The organism is Lacticaseibacillus nasuensis JCM 17158 (assembly GCF_001434705.1).
In the GTDB taxonomy this organism is placed as follows: Bacteria; Bacillota; Bacilli; order Lactobacillales; family Lactobacillaceae; genus Lacticaseibacillus; species Lacticaseibacillus nasuensis.
Map to the genome: position 1 here is coordinate 292203 of NZ_AZDJ01000001.1, position 20379 is coordinate 312581.

General features: G+C 58.6%; 18 protein-coding genes and 1 riboswitch. Of the genes, 12 read left to right on the plus strand and 6 right to left on the minus strand.

Translation table 11 applies throughout. From position 1 onward, the window contains the following. Positions 1-454: 454 nt before the first annotated feature. From FD02_RS01445 to FD02_RS01455, 3 genes are all read right to left on the minus strand, one after another. The gene (locus FD02_RS01445; RefSeq protein WP_056949944.1) at positions 455-1402 is read right to left on the minus strand and encodes a diacylglycerol/lipid kinase family protein; all 948 of its coding nucleotides are present in this window, start codon (positions 1400-1402) and stop codon (positions 455-457) included. 91 nt (positions 1403-1493) lie between these two features. Beyond that, positions 1494-3176 carry a ribonuclease J1 gene (gene rnjA / locus FD02_RS01450; protein WP_056949945.1) on the minus strand — a complete coding sequence of 561 codons (1683 nt, stop codon included), beginning with the start codon at positions 3174-3176 and terminating at the stop codon, positions 1494-1496. Positions 3177-3179: 3 nt separating this feature from the next. Beyond that, positions 3180-3392, minus strand: coding sequence for a DNA-directed RNA polymerase subunit epsilon (locus FD02_RS01455; RefSeq protein ID WP_054723148.1), 213 nt, complete (start codon positions 3390-3392; stop codon positions 3180-3182). A 196-nt stretch (positions 3393-3588) separates the two neighbouring features. Here FD02_RS01455 and FD02_RS01460 point away from each other — a divergent pair, with 196 nt between their 5' ends. Beyond that, positions 3589-4041 carry a hypothetical protein gene (locus FD02_RS01460; protein ID WP_056949946.1) on the plus strand — a complete coding sequence of 151 codons (453 nt, stop codon included), beginning with the start codon at positions 3589-3591 and terminating at the stop codon, positions 4039-4041. A gap of 34 nt (positions 4042-4075) precedes the next feature. Here the strand turns inward: FD02_RS01460 and def are convergent, their stop codons facing one another. Next, positions 4076-4630 (minus strand): peptide deformylase, encoded by a 555-nt coding sequence (def, locus tag FD02_RS01465; RefSeq protein WP_054723639.1) that lies wholly within the window; start codon positions 4628-4630, stop codon positions 4076-4078. 207 nt (positions 4631-4837) lie between these two features. On the opposite strand from def, the gene FD02_RS01470 reads away from it, so the two are divergent. The 5 genes from FD02_RS01470 (at position 4838) to typA (ending at position 10994) form a co-directional block, all read left to right on the plus strand. Beyond that, entirely contained in the window at positions 4838-6628 is a 1791-nt protein-coding gene (locus FD02_RS01470) for a heavy metal translocating P-type ATPase (RefSeq protein WP_056949947.1), read from the plus strand. 52 nt (positions 6629-6680) lie between these two features. Continuing rightward, positions 6681-6843: riboswitch (M-box (ykoK) riboswitch) on the plus strand. A 211-nt stretch (positions 6844-7054) separates the two neighbouring features. Then, a complete protein-coding gene (locus FD02_RS01475; protein ID WP_056949948.1) occupies positions 7055-7861 on the plus strand; it encodes a hypothetical protein in 807 nt (268 codons plus the stop codon). A 70-nt stretch (positions 7862-7931) separates the two neighbouring features. Beyond that, the gene (locus FD02_RS01480; protein WP_054723102.1) at positions 7932-8222 is read left to right on the plus strand and encodes a UPF0223 family protein; all 291 of its coding nucleotides are present in this window, start codon (positions 7932-7934) and stop codon (positions 8220-8222) included. Then, on the plus strand, positions 8215-9000 hold the full coding sequence (locus tag FD02_RS01485) for an inositol monophosphatase family protein (RefSeq protein WP_056949949.1): 786 nt from the start codon (positions 8215-8217) through the stop codon (positions 8998-9000). The genes FD02_RS01480 and FD02_RS01485 overlap by 8 nt, the downstream gene beginning before the upstream one ends. A gap of 152 nt (positions 9001-9152) precedes the next feature. Then, positions 9153-10994 (plus strand): translational GTPase TypA, encoded by a 1842-nt coding sequence (gene typA / locus FD02_RS01490; protein ID WP_056949950.1) that lies wholly within the window; start codon positions 9153-9155, stop codon positions 10992-10994. A 47-nt stretch (positions 10995-11041) separates the two neighbouring features. On the opposite strand, the gene FD02_RS01495 is transcribed toward typA, so the two are convergent. Next, complete coding sequence (locus tag FD02_RS01495) at positions 11042-11752, minus strand: DUF2087 domain-containing protein (protein ID WP_056949951.1); 711 nt, start codon at positions 11750-11752, stop codon at positions 11042-11044. Between the two features lie 93 nt (positions 11753-11845). Beyond that, positions 11846-13168 carry a C1 family peptidase gene (locus FD02_RS01500; RefSeq protein WP_056949961.1) on the minus strand — a complete coding sequence of 441 codons (1323 nt, stop codon included), beginning with the start codon at positions 13166-13168 and terminating at the stop codon, positions 11846-11848. Between the two features lie 182 nt (positions 13169-13350). Here FD02_RS01500 and FD02_RS01505 point away from each other — a divergent pair, with 182 nt between their 5' ends. From FD02_RS01505 to FD02_RS01530, 6 genes are read left to right on the plus strand one after another with little or no spacing between them, the layout of a single operon-like run. Beyond that, positions 13351-14544 (plus strand): FtsW/RodA/SpoVE family cell cycle protein, encoded by a 1194-nt coding sequence (locus FD02_RS01505; protein WP_235806653.1) that lies wholly within the window; start codon positions 13351-13353, stop codon positions 14542-14544. Beyond that, positions 14537-17974: a pyruvate carboxylase gene (locus FD02_RS01510; RefSeq protein WP_056949952.1), complete on the plus strand. Its 3438-nt coding sequence runs from the start codon at positions 14537-14539 to the stop codon at positions 17972-17974. The genes FD02_RS01505 and FD02_RS01510 overlap by 8 nt, the downstream gene beginning before the upstream one ends. Positions 17975-17983: 9 nt before the next feature. Next, the gene (locus tag FD02_RS01515; RefSeq protein ID WP_082603257.1) at positions 17984-18295 is read left to right on the plus strand and encodes a YlbG family protein; all 312 of its coding nucleotides are present in this window, start codon (positions 17984-17986) and stop codon (positions 18293-18295) included. Continuing rightward, the gene (gene rsmD / locus FD02_RS01520) at positions 18282-18842 is read left to right on the plus strand and encodes a 16S rRNA (guanine(966)-N(2))-methyltransferase RsmD (protein WP_054723106.1); all 561 of its coding nucleotides are present in this window, start codon (positions 18282-18284) and stop codon (positions 18840-18842) included. Before FD02_RS01515 ends, rsmD begins: the two co-directional genes overlap by 14 nt. Continuing rightward, positions 18839-19333 (plus strand): pantetheine-phosphate adenylyltransferase, encoded by a 495-nt coding sequence (coaD, locus tag FD02_RS01525; protein WP_054723107.1) that lies wholly within the window; start codon positions 18839-18841, stop codon positions 19331-19333. The genes rsmD and coaD overlap by 4 nt, the downstream gene beginning before the upstream one ends. Continuing rightward, positions 19326-20360: a SepM family pheromone-processing serine protease gene (locus tag FD02_RS01530; protein WP_056949953.1), complete on the plus strand. Its 1035-nt coding sequence runs from the start codon at positions 19326-19328 to the stop codon at positions 20358-20360. The genes coaD and FD02_RS01530 overlap by 8 nt, the downstream gene beginning before the upstream one ends. The last annotated feature ends 19 nt before the right edge of the window (positions 20361-20379 follow it).

Below are 20379 nucleotides of genomic sequence, written 5' to 3' on the forward strand. Positions count from 1 at the left end.
ACCAGCCTAGGCGCGGTGTAAGGGTCATGACCGAACGGCGAGTTCAGTGGCTGGCCGTCGTTCTGCCAGGTGGAGCGCCCACATCCCGTACTATGTGGGGAATTGCCGGTGCTTACGTGATCACCTGCCTCGAGCTTGCGCTGTTGGACTAGCCGCCTGCACATCCTGTATATTGCCAATTCCCAGCGGAACGGCTTCATAAGGCTGCCTTCTGGATGTTTCGAAAGGCCGACCTGGCTAGGTCGGGGCTTCCCTTTGTCTAGGCAAGTCAACCGGGTGCGCGCACCGTGCACTGTCCGCTAGGCCGACTTGAGAAGATCTTGGCTTAAGCATAGCAGGCCCCGGAATTTTTGCCAAACATAACGGCGCGAAATCATCTGCGGCAGATGTCCCATGATGGTGAGCTCACCCGGCGGGCAAATGAATAACAAAAAACCACGCCGATGCGGCGTGGTTACTTGAGTTTGAACCAAAAATTTTGCTTGGCCACCGAAAAGTCGAGCTCATAGGCGCGACTGCCCATTTCCTCGCCGTCCATTTGGCCAAATTCCAGCGAGTTGGTTTCGACGCGCAGGTGGGCGGAGCGGAAGTGGTGGACGCGCTTATACTTCAGGTGCTGGCCGCGAATCAGCTGCAACAGTAAGAACAAGAAGTACGGCGTGTTCAGGTGCTCGACGACAATCAAGTCCAGCAGCCCATCGGTGGGCGTGGCGGTAGGCAGAATGCGGACGCCGCCGCCGAAGTAGGGGTGGTTGGTTGTCGTGCATAAAAACGCACGCTGAATGTAGTGGCGCTTGCCATCCATGTAGACAGCCACCGGGAAGGGCTTGCGGGACCAAAAGACCTTGACGACGCCGAACATGTAGGCGAGGCTGCCGAGGTGCAGGCGGTTCAAGATGGTTTTCATGCTGCTGCGGTTAGCGGCGGCGACGGCGGCGGCATCAAAGCCAATGCCGATGTTATTGACGAAGTAACCCGCTTCGTTGCGGGTGGCTTCGCGGTAGCGCCCGATGTCGCGGACAATCGGCTCGGTGGCGTCGAGGACCTGTTGCAACGCCTTCAGCGGGTCTTGGCTCAACCCGATGCCGCGGGCAAAATCGTTGCCGGAGCCAGCGGGAATATAGGCCACTGGTAGTTCCGGGTGAGCGGAGGCGCGCAGGCCGGTGATGGCTTGGTTCAAGGTGCCATCGCCGCCAACGACAAGAATCACGGCGTTGGGCTTGGTGCCGAAGTTGCCGATTTGCCGGGCCAGCTGAATGGTGTGACCGGCGTAGCGCGAGATGCGCACCGTGTAGTCGAGGTGGCGCCGCTTCAACTCCGCCTTGAGTAACTTGAGGACCTTGCCGGCGGTACCGGCGCCAGCCGCTGGGTTAAAAATAATATCGAAATATTCCGTGGCCATCCGCATTCTCCCGTTCACGTAAGCTTGTTACATTATACCGACTAAATTTGCAGAAAACAAACAAAACCCGCTCAGGTGAGCGGGTCGGGAACTACAGGAGAATGAGCATCGGCAAGATTACCGGATGCCGCTCCGTCTTCTTAAACAAGAAGTCTTGGAGGTTGCTGGTGATGGCGTCTTTGAGGATGCCTTCGGTCACCTTTTCGTTTTGCTTAAACGTATTTTTAATCGTGCGGTATACCGAGTGCTGAGCTAAGTTGATCAGCTCACCGGATTCGCGCATGTAGATAAACCCGCGAGAAAGCAGGTCGGGGCCAGACAACACGGCTTGTTTTTGCATGTTGATGGTGGCGACCACGACGACCAGACCTTCTTCGGACAACATGCGGCGATCGCGGATCACCGCGTTGCCAATGTCACCAATGCCGGAGCCGTCGACGTAAACGTCGCCAGCCGGGAAGTGACCGGCGCGGCGGGCGTGGCCTTCAGTCAAGGCCAAGACGTCGCCGTTATCCAAGATGAAGCAGTGGTCTTCGGGAATGTGGCACTCCTGCGCCAGTTCCGTGTGAATCTTCAGCATCCGGTATTCACCGTGAATCGGCATGAAGAACTTGGGCTTCATCAGGCGCAACATCAACTTTTGTTCCTCTTGGCCACCGTGACCAGAGGTGTGGATGTTGTTGACCTTGCCGTGAATGACTTCCGCGCCGGCTTCTTCCAGCTCGTTGATCACGTGGTTGACGGAGACGGTGTTGCCCGGAATCGGGTTACTGGAAAAGACGACGGTGTCGCCGGGTTGGATACTGATTTGCCGGTGGGTGCCGTTGGCGATGCGCGACAATGCCGCCATTGGTTCGCCTTGCGAGCCGGTACACAGGATCATCACTTCATTGGCCGGGATCTTGTTCAACTCGTGGGCGTCAATCAGCTCATCGTCGTTGAGATCCAGGTACCCGAGCTCGCGGCCGTTGACCATCGCCGTTTCCATCGAGCGGCCAAACACCGCGATTTTGCGGCCATGGGCGCGCGCGGCGCTGATGGCTTGCGCAATCCGGCTGATGTTACTGGCGAAGGTGGCGAAGATGATGCGGCCTTCGATGCGGTCGAAAATGTGGCGAATCGAGTGGCCGACAAAGCGCTCGGACTTGGTGAAGGTCGGAATCTCGGCGTTGGTGCTGTCGCTCATGAGCAGCAACACGCCTTCCTCGCCGAGCCGGGCCATTTTTTGCAAGTTCGGCGCCGGCTGATCGCCAACCGGGGTGAGATCGAACTTGTAGTCACCGGTTTCCACGATGACACCGACTGGGGTGTGCACCGCTACCCCGAGGGTATCGGGGATACTGTGCGTGGTGCGGAAGAAGTCCACCGTGATCGGACCAAACTTCAATACCGTGTCTTCTTTGACCTCGGTGAGCTGCGTGGTCCGCAGCAGCCCGTGTTCCTCCAGCTTGCCGCGAATCAAGGCGGCGGCTAGTGGCGGGGCGTACACCGGGACGTTAGGCACCTGCTTGAGGAAGTAGGGGATCCCGCCGATGTGGTCTTCGTGGCCGTGGGTGATGACCAAGGCCTTGATGCGGTCCTGGTTGGCCTGCAGGTAACCGTAGTCGGAGATGACATAGTCGATCCCTAAAAGGTCGTCTTCGGGAAACTTGATGCCGGCATCGATGACGATGATTTCGTCTTGGTACTCGACGCCGTACATGTTCTTCCCAATTTCGCCTAAGCCCCCGATGGCATAGACGGCAACCTCGTTTTTCTTAATGTTGAGTTTCATTGGCTAAAACTCCGTGAGCTTGAAGTCCTCGGACTTTTGCTCAAACTCCAGGAAGTGGCCACTGAGTTCCTGAATGAATTCGATGTTGTATTCGGTATTGGCTTCGACCTTGGCCCGGGCGGCGACAGCAGAGTCGGCCTCCAGGTAAAGGGTCTTCGTGGTTTCGCGCTTCGGGTTGCGCACCTTGTCTTGTTGGTACAGTACTTTGTAAATCATGTGTTCTCCTTTCGTGACGCAAAACCCAGCCCCGCCAAGGCGGGGTCGGGACTTGCATGAACCGATCATTTGTTGAATCGCTCAACAGTTATGACTAGTTTACCATAACGCTTAACGCTCTGCTACAGGCTGGCGCATTCGCGTTTTGCCCGGTGACTGCCTTATAATGAATGTAACCAAAAAAGGAGGTCGAGCCATGCCTTGGATGATGTTCGTGGGCTTGCTGATTGTCGTGCTCGTTGCGGCCATCGGCATCGTCTGGTGGCGCGTGTGGCACCGCAAGCGCGCCTTACAACTCTTGATTCGCCGCGGCCACAGCATCACCGACACCCAAGTGGCCGCGGCCATGGCGGCGCTGGGCGCGGCGGCGCCGGCGGCGTCTTTGCCGGTGGCCGACGTGTGGGGGCACGGCATCATGGCTTTTGCCTACACCGTGGCCGATCCGCAGGCCAAGTTGACGCGAGCGGCCGTCGCGGCGGCGCTCAGCGAGCAGGCGCAGGCGGCGGGGTTCACGCCGCTTTCACCGCGGTACGCGCCGTTTGAAGTGACAGATTGGTGGCAACGCGGCGGCGAGACGCACTTTGACGTCGCCTATGTGGCCAATGCCGCCACGAGCGAATACGTGGGCGACGTGGCCAAGGTGTCCTAACAAAAAGCGCGCCGCATTGCGGCGCGCTTAGTGGTTATTCGATGATGACGGCTTCTGGATCGATGCTGTACGGTTTTTGCTTGTTGATGTGATCGTAAAACAAGATGCCGTTGAGGTGATCGATTTCGTGTTGGCAAACGATGGCCGGGTAGTTCTTCAGCCGTACCTTCTTGGTTTCGCCGTCGAGGTTTTGGTAGCGAATCGTGATGCGGTCGTGGCGCACGACATAGCCGGGTACATCTTCATCGACGCTCAAGCAGCCTTCGCCTTCCGCCAAGGCGGCGGGTTGCACGCTGTGACTGATGATGACGGGATTGATGAGGACTTCCTTGAACAGGATCTCGTTATCTGGTCCCGGCACCAACACGGCGGCCATCGCTTCGCCGACACCGACTTGCGGCGCGGCCAAGCCGACACCTGGCCGCAAGTGATACTGCGCGTTTTGTTCTTCGTCTTGGCTGATCACGAGGTATTCCATCATGTCGTGAGCCAATTGGCGGTCGGCGGCCGAAAGTGGAAATGCAACTTTCGCGGCGTGCGCGCGCAGCACAGGCGCACCATCCCGCGTAATGTCTTTCATTAGATACACAACTGTTCCCTCCATTGAATCGCTGGCGTGGCTGGCCACGCTTCCTGATAACTGTACCACAGCGGTTGAATAATTTGCAGTGGGGGTAGATTTTGGGAACGGATTAGTTTAGAATGATTATAAATAAGAATGAGACGTTGGCAATTGAATTGCTTTGTCGCCCGGTCCGGGTGACCACCCGCCGACGTCTTCTTGGGAGGTAAGACAATGAGGAATTATCGGCGGTTATGGGCAGTACTGGCCGTGGGGGTTGTGGCGCTGGTGCTCGAGTTTGGGCTGCATTCGGCGCGGTGGGCGCAGTGGGCGGTGACGGCCATTGGTGCCGTGATCGCGCTGTTAATGTTGATCGACATGATTAAGACGCTACGTAGCGGCTCGTTTGGGGTCGATTTGCTGGCCATCACCGCCGTCGTCGCCACCATGGCCGTTGGCGAATACTGGGCCGGGCTGATTGTCTTACTGATGCTGACCGGCGGCGACGCCTTGGAGGATTACGCGCAGCACAAAGCCACGCGCGACTTGAAGCAGCTGCTGGACCAAACCCCGACCGTGGCGCATCGCGACGTCAATGGCGTCGTCACCGACATTGAAGCCGAGGCGGCGGCGGTGGGCGACACGCTGATTGTCAAGCCCGGTGAAGTAGTCCCGGTTGACGGCGTCATCACCGCCGGCACCAGCCTGGTCAACGAAGCCAGCCTGACCGGCGAAAGCCGGCCGCTGGAAAAAGGGCCCGGCGCGGCGCTGATGTCCGGGACAATCAACGGCGACGTGGCGCTGACGATGACCGTTCGCAAGCGCGCCGCCGACAGTCAATACCAGGCCATCGTGCGCCTGGTGCAGGAAAGTACCGCCAAGCCGGCGCATTTTGTCCGCATGGCCGACCGTTACGCCGTGCCGTTCACCATCGTGGCCTACCTGATTGCCGGGGTGGCCTGGTGGCTGTCCGGAGACCCGGTACGTTTGGCTCAGGTGCTGGTGGTGGCCTCGCCGTGTCCGTTGATTCTCGCCGCGCCGGTGGGGATGGTCTCCGGCATGAGCCGTGCTAGCCGCGCCGGGATCATCGTGAAGTCCGGCACGACGCTGGAGAAATTGGCGGTGGCCAAAACCATCGCCTTTGATAAAACCGGGACCATTACCCAAGGCGTGCTCGCCGTTGCCGACGTTCTGCCAGCCGGGGACCTCAGTACCACCCGGCTGTTGCAGCTCGCCGCCTCGGTGGAGCAACAAAGCACGCATATTCTGGCGCGCTCTTTAACCCACGCGGTGGCGGCCAAGGATCTGTTGCCGGCCACGGCGGTGCGTGAAGTCACCGGCGCAGGGGTGGCCGCCCAGGTCGGCGGGCAAGCCGTTAAGGTAGGGAAGGCCGATTTTGCCGGTGCTCCCACCAAGCAGGCGACCACGGCGGTGTACATCAGCATCGACGACCAGTACGCCGGCGCGATCACCTTCGCGGACGTCACGCGGCCGGAAGCCAAGCAGACGATTACCCGCCTGCATGACTTAGGCCTGCAGCATGCCATCATGATTTCTGGCGACAGCCAAACGGTTGCCGATGAGGTCGGCCAAGCTGTTGGCATCGACCGCGTTTACGCGCACCAGCTGCCGGCGGATAAGATTAAGGTGCTCGATGGCCTGCCGGCGGAACTGCGGCCGGCGGTGATGGTCGGCGACGGGGTCAACGACGCGCCAGCCTTGGCGTTAGCTGACGTCGGGATAGCCATGGGGGCGCACGGGGCGACGGCGGCCAGCGAAAGTGCCGACGCTGTGATTTTGCCCGATAACTTGGAGAAAACGGCCGACGCGGTGGTCATCGCGCAAGACACCATGCGCATCGCCAAAGAGGCGGTGTGGATCGGCATTGGGATCTGTACCGGCTTGATGTTGATTGCCGCCGGTGGGGTGATTCCGACGATTGTCGGCGCGATGTTCCAAGAGGTCGTCGACACCGTCACCATTTTGTACGCGCTGCGCGCCCGCAATGGCCGGCGGACGGTCTAACCCGCTTGACTTCGGGCCTGCAGGCTGTTACGCTTAGTCAGTAAAGTAAATCGGTGCTTTCCGTTAGGTGAGGCTCCTATACGAACAATGCTACTGCTCAGAAACATCTAGAGATGCCAATGAGTCAACCGCGACTGCCCATGAAGGCTTTCGCTAACGTAGCTGAAGCTTGCTTCTAGGCGTATAGTGCTAAAACTAAACGATTGGGATGCAGAACCACGCGCGCACTCAGTCGTTGCGCGTGGTTTTTGATTTCCCACGGGTGGCGGAAGGTGAAGGAAAGGTGGTGAGCACATGAAACAAACTAGTTCAGATGGCAGTAGTCCCGACAATGCAGATCCCGGAAGGTTTGTCGTTGTGCCGCCATTAAATCTATTTTTTGAGGTACATCGCTAGCCTTCTCCCGGGACGGAGAGGAGCTTCACGATGTTCATTGACATGACTAGTGGCCTGACCCGTTATCAGGTCCAAAAAATTCGTCGTGCCACTCCGACAACGCCGCTGCGCCTGCCTGTGTTGCAGGTGCTGCCGGTGGGTATGCTGGTCGCGGGCGTCAGCTTTTGGCTGGCTGCCAGCCACGATTGGGCGTTGGCGTTCGCCTTTGCCCTCGTGGTGATGAGTGTGCTCGGTGTGGCTAAGTTGACAATTACGCAGCGCTTAACGCGCCTGCGCAATCCCGCGCAACCCGTGTTGGTAGTGCGGGAAGGCCTGAGTCGCTATGTCGCCGCCAGCGAGTTGGTGGCCGGCGACGTGATTCAAACCCACGTTGGGCAAGTGTTGCCCGTCGACGCGGCGTTAGCTGGCGGCGTGACGGTGGTGCCAACGCGCTGGTTAGCCGCCTTGGTGTGGCTCACCGGCCGCAAACCGGCTGCCGGGTGCGCCATGGCCGGCAGCCGCGTGCAACAGGCTGGGCAGGTGACCGTATTGGCCATCGGCGCCGCCTGTGCCACGCAAGCCGCCGCCGATGCGGTTGCAGTCGGCACCGCCCCAACGACGGTGCCGGGCGTGGCTGCGGCACTCGCCGCAGTGGCGAAACTCGGGCACTTCCTCAAGGGCGTGCCGAGCCTGGTTACCCATGTGGTCCGTCGGCTGGGTCGCGCGGAACAAGCGCGGCTAGCCGCCTTGATTCGCCGTTATCAAGCTACGTTATCCCTGGTTGGTGAAACCCGCCACGCCGCCAAAGAAGCGGCGTTCCGGTACAACCAGGACCCAGTCTCGTGGCGCTTAGCTTAATCTTCTTCATCGCGTGGGGCGACCCGCGCGTTTTTTTGCGTTAAAATAGGGAAAACAAAGGAGAATTCGCATGAAGCCTAATTATCAATACCCGCTTGAACCCGACTGGAGCACGGCCGACATGGTGGCGGTGACCACCTTTTATTCCCTGGTGGAAGACGCCTATGAAAAAGGGGTCGACCGCGACAACTTCCTCGCCGCTTACCGGGCGTTCAAGCAGGTGGTGCCGGACCAAATGACCGAAAAGCGCCTGGGCCGGGAATTCGAGCAGGTCTCGGGCTACTCCTTGTATCACGTCGTCAAAGCCGCGCGCGCCGGTGCCGGTCAGCGTATTCGCCTGGGAGGGGTGCGCCATGACTAGTGTTGCCATCGCCCAACTCGACCAAAACGTCCGCACCTGGCTGCAGGAAAGCCGTGACCAGATCCTGGCGGCCATGGCCAGCAAGGTCAACGTCGATACCAAAACCAACCGCAATGATTTGGTGACCAATGTCGACAAGGCCAACCAGCTGTTTTTGATCGGCAAGATTCGCCAGGCCTATCCGCAGGCGCACATTGAAGGGGAGGAAGGGACCAGCGCGAAGGCCGCCGACCTGACTGGCCTCGTGTTCTTCGTCGATCCCATCGACGGCACGATGAATTTCGTGCGCCAGCGTGCCAACTTTGCCGTGATGATTGGCGTTTATGAAAATGGTCAGCCGTTGTACGGCGCCATCATGGACGTGATGGCGAATGCGGTGGTGACCGGCGGGCCGGATTGGCCGCTGCAGCTGAACCACAAGGCGCTTTCCGCCCCGGGCGACCCGGAGCTGGCCGCCGGGTTGCTGGGCGTCAATGGCCCGATGGCACTGAAGAACAAGCTGCACCTGGGCGACATTGCGCTGGCCAGCTCCGGCGCGCGCATGTCCGGCAGTGCGGGGATGGAGTTTAACGCGATTGCCCGCGGTCAGTTGGTTGGTTACGTCTCGTACCTGCAGCCTTGGGACATCGCGGCGGGGCTAGCCATCGGGCGCAGCTTCGGGTTAATCGTGACCCGGCCGGACGGAGAGCCGATCAAATTGCTCGAGCCTGGCATCGTCGTGGCCGCGATGCCGCGGGCGCAGGAGCAGATTTTACTGATGATGAATGAGCTCGATTGAAATCGGTGGCGGCGGCCGCCGTTTTTTTCTGAAAAAGCGCGACACGCGTGGCGCGCTGTGCTATACTAATAAATCGGAACCTGTGTCCAGCGCGACACACTTTTTTATTGTCAGAAATTCAATCCCTGCACCATTTGAAAGGAAGTACACTAGTGAAAACACGCGACGATATTCGGAATATTGCGATCATTGCGCACGTTGACCATGGTAAGACCACCTTGGTCAATGAAATGCTGAAGCAATCCGATACCCTTCCCGAACACATGACGATCGGCGACCGGGCACTCGATAGTAACGCCATCGAAAAGGAACGGGGCATCACGATCCTTTCCAAGAATACGGCCGTTAAGTATGGGGACACCACGATCAACATCGTGGATACCCCCGGTCACGCGGACTTCGGTGGTGAAGTGGAACGGATCATGAAGATGGTCGACGGCGTCTTGTTGGTCGTCGATGCCTTTGAAGGCACGATGCCACAAACCCGCTTCGTCTTGAAAAAGGCACTGGAACAACACTTGACCCCAATCGTGGTCATCAACAAAATCGACCGCCCAGGCGCGCGCCCGGAAGAAGTCGTCGACGAAGTGTTGGAATTATTCATCGAACTCGGCGCTGATGAAGACCAGCTCGAATTCCCGATCGTGTACGCGTCTGCCATCAACGGGACCAGTAGCTACGATTCCGACCCGGCCAAGCAAGAACACACGATGAAGCCGTTATTCGACACCATCGTCAAGACGATTCCGGCCCCGGCAGACACCGCCGACGAGCCGTTGCAGTTCCAGGTTTCCATGCTGGATTACAACGACTACGTGGGCCGCATCGGCATCGGCCGTGTCTTCCGCGGTAGCATTGCCGTGGGCGACAACGTGACCGTCATGAAGCTCGACGGGACCAACAAGAACTTCCGCGTCACCAAGCTCTTTGGGTTCTTCGGCCTGAAGCGTGTGGAGATTAAGTCCGCCAAGTCCGGCGACTTGATTGCCGTTAGTGGCATGGATGACATCTACGTCGGCGAAACGGTGGCTTCCGCCAGCCAACCAGAGGCCTTGCCGATTCTGCGGATCGATCCGCCAACCTTGCAGATGATGTTCATGCAAAACAACTCGCCATTCGCTGGTCGCGAAGGCGACAAGGTGACGGCGCGCAAGCTGGAGGACCGTTTGAAGTCCCAGCTGCAAACCGATGTGTCGCTGCGCGTTGACGACACCGACCAGGCTGGTGCCTGGATGGTGTCCGGCCGTGGTGAGCTGCATCTCTCCATTTTAATCGAAGAGATGCGCCGGGAAGGCTTCGAATTACAACTCGGCCGGCCGGAAGTTATCTACCGCGAAGTCGATGGCCAGCTGTCCGAACCGTTTGAAGAAGTCGTGATCGATACGCCGGAGCAATATACCGGCACGATCATCGACGCCATGGCCCAGCGCAAGGGCGAGATGAAGAACATGGAAAACGAAGGCAACGGCCAAACCCGCCTCACGTTCCTGGCGCCATCTCGTGGCTTGATCGGCTATTCCACCGAGTTCATGTCCAGCACCGGCGGTTACGGCATCATGAACCACACCTTCGAGAAGTACCTGCCAGTCATCCGCAACTGGACGCCTGGCCGGACCACCGGGGCGCTGGTGTCCATCAACGCCGGGCAGGCCACGACGTACTCCCTGCAGTCCATCGAGGAACGTGGGCAATTGTTCATCGATGCCGGCACGGAAGTTTACGAAGGCATGATTGTCGGCGAAAACTCGCGTGAAAACGACATTGCCGTCAATGCTACCAAGGGGAAGAACCTGACCAACACCCGGGCCGCCGGGAAGGATCATGCCGCCGCCATCAAGACGCCGCGCAAGATGAGCCTGGAAAACAGTCTGGAATTCCTGAACGAAGACGAACTTTGCGAAGTAACGCCGCAAAGCGTGCGTCTGCGTAAGAAGATTCTGAACACCAACGAACGCCAGAAATTCGACAAGCGCAAGAAGATGCCGAAGGACTAGGCAAGTAAAACGCCACCGCAATCTTAGATTGCGGCGGCGTTTTTGCGTTAAGCGGTTTTCACCCAGTAGGTGCGCCCATCTGGGGTGCGGGCCAAGAGCCCATATTCGATCAAGTTGCGGCGCACGGTGACATAGTCGGAGACGTGTTGTTGCAAGATGGCATTGACCGCCGACTCGCTGTAATTCTTGTGGACATCAAAATCCGCCATGAGGTAGCTGAGCAGGATGAGCTTGCGCTTTTCCTTGCTGGGCCAGGTGGCGATGCGGCCGGTGGCATCCACAAAGGTGGCCAGCGTCTTGGTGCGCTCGGCCGGGGTAATGGCATAGCGCGCATCGACTTGCGTGGCCGCCGGCGCCGGCAACAACGTGTCATCGTTGAGCGCCAGCAGCTCGCCTAACGCGACGAGGCGGGTGGCGGCCGCCACCTTCGCCCGCAGCTTGAACTTCTGGCTGCGCACCGTGGCGCTGGCCACACCCAGCCGCTGGGCGATTACCGAATCGCTTAAGCCCTGGGCCAGCAGTTCCGCGAGCGTGGTCAGGCTCGCGCTTAGCCCGCAGTCGGCGTCGGCATGCAGTAACGCCTGCAGCGCGCCGCCGTGGGTAGCGCTCAGGTGTTGTGTCATGGCGGCGGTGGCTTGGTAATAGTGATCGCCGCTGGGATAGACTTCGGTGGTGGCATATTGTTGCTCACAATACAGACAGGACAGGGTGGTGCCGACTTGGGTGTAGCCCCGTGTATAATCGATTGATGTTGGCATATTTAACAACCTCCGTAGTGATTGTTTATAATATAGCAAACACCATCTCGAAGCACAAGCCAAAAAAACGGCCAAACTGGCCGTTCCAACGAATTAAGCTAATGGGTCCCAGGTCGGCAGCACAATTGCCGGCTTGGCCATGGCATCTTTGACCGCTTGTGGCAACAAATCCTCGCGAATGGCGGCTTCGTAGACATAGGCCTTGAACCACCGTTGGTCGGCGGTAAAGTAGCCGTCGTGGCCGCGGTCCTTACCCCAGGAGTTTTCCACCTTCCACTTGGTCGGCTGATCGTTAACCAAGTCGACACCGGTAAAGGTCATAGCGTGAGACACATGGGCCTGCCGCGTGGCAAAGCGATCGGCCTTGGTCATTTCCAAGTCCACGTCGAACAATGTAGACATGTCATACAAGTCGCCGACCAGCGTACCGCTGTCGCGATCCATGTCTTCGAGGACGTCATTGCCAAACCACACCGTTTCACCGGCTTTTAGCTGGGCGATGATCAGGCTTTGAAACACGTCTTGGGGTACATTGACCAACTTGACCTGGCGCCCGCCGACGACCTTGTCCCAGTCGGGTAGGGTGTAGGTTTGGTAATATTCCTTGTCCGCGGCCGGGCTACTGATGATGTCGACATAGGTGTTGAGGTCCCAGCCGACGTACTTGGCGTAAAAGGCTTGCGGCGTCAGGTGGGCATCGCGGTGGTACTGCTTGTCCGTGTCGCGGTATTCAAAGTCAAAGGTTGTCGGCGGGTTCCCGTAGGCGTAGGCCAGAATCCGGTAAATGGCGCTGAGCTGCTTGGTTTTTTGCGCCTCCAAGTCGTCATGGCTGGCGCCAGCGGCAAAGGCGGCGCGCAACTCGCTGGCGGACTTCCGCAGCTTGAGGTTTAGGACACTGTTTAATTCCGCGGTTTTAGAGCTGTTGTAAGTTTCCGGCATCGCGGCCTTCGGGACGAGCCCGTATTTTTCAATCAACGCCGGGGCGTTGTCGTATTGGCCACCGTCGCCATTGGGCTGGGTGAGGTAATCGGCCACAGCCCGGTCGCTTAACGGCTTGTCGGCGCTGTCGATGATTTCTTCCAAAAACAGGTTGGATTTTTCCAGCCGGTCGTAAAACGCCAAGTAAGCCTGGGAGAATTCCATGTCCTTGATGCCAAACTTGGCACTGCTAAAGTGGCGCATCGTGTTGAGCTCAGCAAACATCCAGCAGCGACCACTTTGCTTCTGGTTGGTGACCGCACCAGTGTCCAGTTCCAGGCTGAAGGCCGGCTTCACGCCGGCCTGTTCCAGCGGACCGCGGCTGGCGGCGTCGGGCCCAACGTTTTGAACGGCGCGACTGAGTGCGCTGCTGCCATGAATATTCAGCAGTTGTTGGCGATATGCGGTAATTTGTTCTGGTGTGATGGCTTTTGCCATGATCATTCCCCCTCCGAATCTAACGATACTGTTCATCATACGCTAATCTTGAATGAAAATGAAGAAACAGGTGAGAAAATCTTGGGAACTATCATTTTTCGTTCATTAAGTGGCCGCGCCCCCGGTTGCGCGTCCTATGCTATAATTCGAGTAGATTATTTTTGCGTGAAAGGGCGATTCGTTTGCTGAAAAAACTCCGCTACCTCGATTACTATTTGCTGGTGCCATACCTCTTGCTGTGCGCAATCGGGGTCGTCATGGTGTATTCGGCAAGCGCCTACTGGATCAAGAACCAATACGGCTGGGCGGAAACGACGGTGCTGATGCGCCAGCTCACCTATGTGCTGCTCGGGCTGTTATTGGCCTGGTTCTTCTATTACTTTAAGCTATCGGTGTTCCGCTCGCCGGGGTGGCAAAAGTTCATGTTGGCCGTGTTGTTCATCATGCTGCTGTACTTAACGGTCCTGAGTCACCTGGACCCGGCGGCGGCGATCAACGGGGCGACGGCGTGGATCAGAATCGGGCCAATTCAGATTCAGCCAACCGAATTCGCTAAGCTCGGCGTCATCATTTACCTGGCGCACATGTTTGCCAGCCGGCAAGACCAAATGGCGGCGCCCGACTTCAGCATCATGCAGTTGGCACAACCGGTCTTGATGATCAGCCTGATTTTGATCTTGGTTTGGTTTCAGCCGGATACCGGTGGGGCCATCATCATTGCCGGCATTACGTTGGTGATGTTGGCGGCCAGCGGGATTTCGCTGAAATATGGGTTTGGGTTTGCCGCGTTCATCGCCGCCATTTTGGGCCTGGGTTATTACATCATCAACCGGCTGCCGCTGGCGGATCTGGCCAGCAAGAGCTACAAGCTGCGGCGCCTGATTGCGGCGGTGCACCCGTTTGCCATGCGCAAGCTAGAAGGCAATCAGGTGGTCAATTCGCTGGTGGCAATTGCCCATGGCGGCTTGTTCGGGGTCGGGCTCGGCAACAGTAGCCAAAAACTCGGCTACCTGCCTGAGCCGTACACCGACTTCATCCTCGCGGTGATTACCGAGGAGCTCGGCCTCATCGGCGCCTTGGTCGTCATCGGGTTGATTTTCTGGCTGATCATGCGCATTTACTTCGTCGGCTCCAAGGCCACGCGCCCGTTTTACGCGTTGATCAGTTACGGCATCGCCACGATGATGATGTTGCAGACAATCTTCAACGTCGGCGCTGTCACCGGGGTGCTGCCGGTCACCGGGGTCACCTTGCCGTTCATCAGTTACGGCGGGTCGAGCATGTTGGTGCTGTCAGCTGGCATGGGGATCATGTTGAACATCAGTGCCAAGGAGAAACAGCAGCGGTTGAAACAAGCGGAGGCAGTTCATGCATAAAGTATTGGTCGCCAATCGCGGCGAAATCGCGATTCGCATCTTTCGCGCCAGTGAGGAACTCGGGCTCAAAACGGTCGGTATTTTTGCCGCCGAAGACGAGCTCGCCATTCACCGCTTCAAGGCGCAGGAAAGCTACCAAGTCGGTGCAGGCAAGGCGCCAATTGCGGCGTATCTGGACATGGATGACATCATTCGTATCGCCAAGGAAAGCGGCGCAGACGCCATTCATCCTGGCTACGGGTTGTTATCCGAAAACGCGGAATTCGCGCGGCGGGTGCAGGCGGCCGGGCTGACCTTTGTGGGGCCGCGCCCGGAATTGTTGGATGTCTTCGGTGACAAGGTCAAGGCCAAGGCGGCAGCGCACGCCGCCGGGCTGGCCACCATCCCCGGCATGGCAGAGCCGACCCGTGATTTTGATGAAGTGTTGGCCTTTACTGAAACGCACGGCTTTCCCATCATGCTGAAGGCCGCGTCCGGCGGTGGGGGTAAGGGCATGCGCATCGTGCGCTCCGAAGCTGAGTTGCGCAGCGTTTACCAAAACGCGGTCAATGAAGCCAAGGCCAGCTTTGGTGACGACCGCATGTACGTCGAGCGCTACATCGAGCACGGAAAACATATCGAAGTCCAGGTCCTTGGCGACAGCCACGGCCACCTGGTGCATTTATTCGAACGGGATTGTTCCGTTCAGCGCCGCAACCAAAAGGTGATCGAAATCGCGCCGGCCATCGGCTTGCCGGTGGCGTTGAGGCAGCAGATTTGCGCCGCCGCCGTGCAGTTGATGAGTAGCCTGCACTACGAAAATGCGGGCACCGTCGAGTTTCTGGTCGATGGCGACCAATTCTACTTCATCGAGGTCAACCCGCGGGTGCAAGTCGAGCACACGATTACCGAGCTGATCACCGACGTCGACATCGTGCAAAGTCAGCTGCGCATCGCGGCTGGGGCGGACCTGTTTGCCGATTTGCACCTGCCGCAGCAAGCGGACCTGCACTACAACGGCACCGCGATTCAGTGCCGCATCACCACCGAGGATCCGCAGAATCACTTCATGCCAGATACCGGCACGATTCAAACCTACCGTTCGCCTGGTGGTTACGGCGTGCGGCTGGACGTCGGCAACGCCTACGCCGGTGCGGTGGTCAGCCCGTATTTTGATTCGTTACTCGTGAAGTGTTCCGTGCACGCAGCTACCTTTGACGCCAGCGTGCGGAAGATGCAGCGGGCGTTGCGCGAATTTCGCATCAGCGGCGTGAAGACCAACCTGCCATTTTTGCAAAATGTGCTGGCCACGAAGACGTTCCAAACCGGCGCCGCGGAAACGCGCTTCATCGACGACACGCCGAGTCTGTTTACCATTAAGCCGACGCGCAGCCTCACCGGCGAACTGCTGAATTATGTCGGTGAAATCACCGTCAACGGCTTCCCGGACTTGCACCGTCGCGAGCAAAAGTATTACCCCGATTGGCATTACCATGCCCAGTTCAAGGCCCCAGCCGTGGCCGCTCACAGCTTGCGCCAATTGCTGACGGCACAAGGCCCCGATGCGGTGACGCGCTGGGTCCAGGCCCAGCCCAAGGTGTTGTTGACGGACACCACCATGCGAGACGCCCACCAAAGTCTGTTTGCGACGCGCATGCGCACGCGGGACATGTTGCTGGTGGCACCGGACATGGCCAGCGCCTTGCCGAATCTGTTCAGCATGGAAATGTGGGGCGGGGCGACCTTCGACGTGGCCTACCGCTTTTTGAAAGAAGACCCGTGGCAGCGGCTGCATGCGTTGCGCCAAGCGATGCCGAACACCTTGTTGCAAATGTTGTTCCGCGGCAGCAACGCCGTGGGCTACCAAAATTATCCCGACAACGTGATCACCCAGTTCATCGAAACCGCCGCTAAGGCCGGCATCGATGTCTTCCGGATTTTTGATAGCCTGAACTGGGTACCGCAGCTGACCCACAGCATCGACGCGGTGCGCAACACCGGTAAAATCGCCGAAGGTACCATGTGCTACACCGGCGACATCTTAAGCGATACCCACCCGAAGTACAGCCTGGCTTACTACGTCAACTTGGCTAAGGAGCTGGTCAACGCCGGTGCCAATATTTTGGCCATCAAGGACATGGCGGGGCTGTTGAAGCCGCAAGCCGCCTATGTGCTGGTCAGTGCGCTGAAGGACGCCGTAGATGTGCCGATTCACCTGCACACGCATGACACCACCGGCAATGGCGTGGCGACCTATGTGCAAGCGACGCGGGCCGGCGTGGACATTGTCGACGTCGCGCAAAATGCGTTTTCCGGCACCACCAGCCAGCCCTCAATGGAAAGCCTGTACTACGCGCTGAGCGAGAGCCCGCGCCAGCCGGAACTCGACATTGCCGCCGCGGAGAAAATTAACCGCTACTTCAGTGGCATTCGCCCATATTATCAGGACTTCAGCAACGGTGTCAGCGGCCCGCTGACGGACATTTATACGGTCCAAATGCCAGGCGGCCAGTATTCCAACCTCCAGCAACAGGCCCGCAGCATGGGCCTGACGGATTTTGAAGCCGTCAAGGCGATGTACGCCGAAGTGAACACCTTGTTTGGCGATATCATCAAGGTCACGCCGAGCTCTAAGGTCGTCGGCGACATGGCATTGTATATGTTGCAGAACCATCTGACGCCAGCCGACGTTGAAGCCCATGCCGATACGTTGGATTTGCCTGAATCCGTCGTGAACTTTTTCCGCGGCGATCTAGGCCAACCCGTCGGCGGCTTCCCAGCTGCCTTGCAGGCCAAAATCCTGCGCGGCAGTCAGCCGTTAACGTCTCGGCCGGGGGCCAGTGCTCCAGCCGTTGACTTTGCCGCCGTGCGCAAGCAGCTCCAAGATGCCGGCTTGGCGGCGCCGAGCGACGAAGACGTGCTTAGTGAGATCTTGTATCCCACCGTGTTCAACCAGTACCTCAGTGAACAAGTCAAGTATGGACCAGTCGCCGTGTTGGATTCACCGACGTTCTTCCAAGGCATGCGCATTGGCGAGAAAATCAACGTGCACATTCGCCCGGGAATCACGCACATCATGCGCTTGGACAACATCGGTGAGCCCGATGCAGCCGGCATGCGCACGCTGTACTTTACCGTCAACGGCCAAAAGCGCGAGGTGCAGGTCCGCGATGCTAGCGTGGCCCAAACCACAACGGTGCACCAGCTAGCCGAGCCGACGAACCACAACGAAATCGGGGCACCGATGGGCGGCAAGATCGTTAGCGTGGCCGTTGGCGTTGGCGATACCGTCGCCGCCGGTGACGATTTATTCGTCACCGAGGCGATGAAGATGGAAACCACTGTGCATGCGCCGTTTGCCGGGGTCGTGCAACATTTGTATGTCGGGGCCGGCGACTTGGTGGAAACCCAGGAATTGCTGGCCACGTTGAAGCCACTGCACCAAGAATAGAGGATGACGATGTTAGAGATTACCCCGCGAATCGGCCTAGTCGTGTGGCTGTATTCGGTGAAACAAATCAAAGCGCTCCGCCATTACGGCACCGTGATGTACGTGTCGCGCCGCATGAAGTACGCCTATTTGTACGTGGACGCCGTCGCGGCGCCGACGGTCATGGCCAAATTAGCCAAGCTGCGCTTCGTCAAGCGGGTCGAGCCGTCGCACCGCCCGGAAGTCGACATGGACTTTGCGGATCGCGTCGGCAAGTTGGCCGCCGGTGAGCACAGTGCCAAGGGGACCAAGGACGTGGAGGAAGACAATGCGCGTTATTAGCGGCGAATTTCGCGGGCGACGTTTGGCTGCTGTGCCAGGCAACCAAACCCGGCCAACCGCCGACAAGGTCAAGGAGTCGATGTTCAACATGCTCGGCCCTTACTTTGACGGCGGTCGGGTGTTGGATCTGTACGCCGGCACCGGCGGGCTGGGCATCGAGGCGGTGAGCCGCGGCATGGCCCACGCAACCTTCGTCGATCATCAGTACGCGGCCATCAAGACGTTGCGGGCCAATCTGGCCTTGTTTGACGCGCCGGAGCGGTTTACCGTCATCAAAGCGCCGGTGGATCGCGCGATTGTCACGTTAGGTGAGGCCGGTGAGCAGTTCGACTTGATTCTCGCTGACCCGCCGTATGCCAAACAAGAGGTGCTCGCGCAGTTGGCGGCGCTGCTGGCGCATGACCTCGTGGCCCCGGGCGGCCGGGTCTTATTTGAAACGGGGTTAGACGTGGTGTATCCAGCAGTGATTGCCGGCTACACGATTTTGCGCCGGCAAACTTACGGCGTGGCGCAAGTCATCATTTTGCAACGGGAGGCAGAGGCATGACCAAAACAGCGTTATATGCAGGCAGCTTTGATCCCTTGACCAATGGCCACCTCGACATTATTCGGCGGGCCAGTGCGCTGTTCGACCAGGTGATCGTGGCGCCGATGACCAATGTCAGCAAGGCCCCATTGTTTACCAGTGAGGAAAAAGTGGCCTTGATCAACACAGCCGTGCAGGCGTTGGCCAATGTCACCGTGGTTGCCGCACCGCGACAGCTCACCGTTGCCTTTGCGCAGACGCTTGGCGCTCAATATTTGGTGCGGGGGTTGCGCAACACTGCCGATTTCAATTACGAAGCCGACATTGCGGCGATGAACGCCAGCTTGGCCGCTGACTTGGAGTCTGTCTTCTTAATGGCCGCGCCACGCTACCGCTTCGTCTCGTCGAGTTTGATTCGCGAAGTGGCCAGTTTTGGCGGTGACGTGACGGCGTTGGTGCCGGCGAATGTCGCCACAGCCCTGACGGCCAAGTTTGAGGCCCCGCATGCGTAAGTCGCGGTGGCGCTGGGCGGCGGTGGCCTTAATCATCGTCACCATGGTGGGATTTTGGCCCACCGGGAAGTACGCCGAGGTGCCTGGCTCCGCCGAATCGTTGAAACCATACGTCAAGGTGGCGGGACGGCCGGACCGCGAAAAAGGGAGTTACATGCTGACGACCGTTGGTGTGATGGGCCCCTTGACCGTGGGTGAATACCTTTGGGCGAAACTGCAGCCCTACGCCGAAATTGACACCAAAACCGAGTTGATGGGCACCGACACCAGCGCCGAGTATGACTTGCTCCAGCGGTACTATATCAAAAGTGCCGCTAATGGGGCGGTGGCCGCAGCGTTTAAGGCCGCCAACCGGCCCGTCACGACGCGCCACTTGGGCATTTATGTGATGTCCATCATGAAGGGCTCGCCATTTCGCGGTAAGTTGCGCCTGGGGGACACCATCACCGCGCTAGACGGGCACCATTACGGGACGGCCGATGCCTATGTGAAGGCCATTAGCCAGCGCAAAATCGGCAGTCGCCTGACGTTGACCTACCTGCGCGGCAGCAAGACTCACCACGCCACGGCCAAACTGATGCGGCTACCGGGAACTAAGCGCGCCGGCATTGGGATTTCCTTGACCGAGCACACCTCTATGACCACTCAGCCGAAGGTGACCATCGACGCGGGTGACATCGGCGGGCCCAGCGCTGGGTTGATGTTTGCGGTTCAAACCTACACGTTGATTACCCAGCAACATTACCGCCGCGGCCGCAAAATCGCTGGCACCGGTACGATTGATGCTGCGGGCAACGTTGGGCAAATCGGCGGCATCGACAAAAAGGTGTACATGGCCAATCGGGAAGGGGCGAAAATCTTTTTCGCGCCAGACACCCCGGCGACCAAGCAGATATTAAAGGCAGATCCAACCTACCAGAATAATTACACAGTGGCGAAGCGAACTGCCAAACACCTGAAAGCGAAAATGGTCGTCGTGCCCGTGCGCACTTTGGCTGATGCACTGCAATATTTACGCCAGCATTAAGTCTGACTGGCGCAGGTGA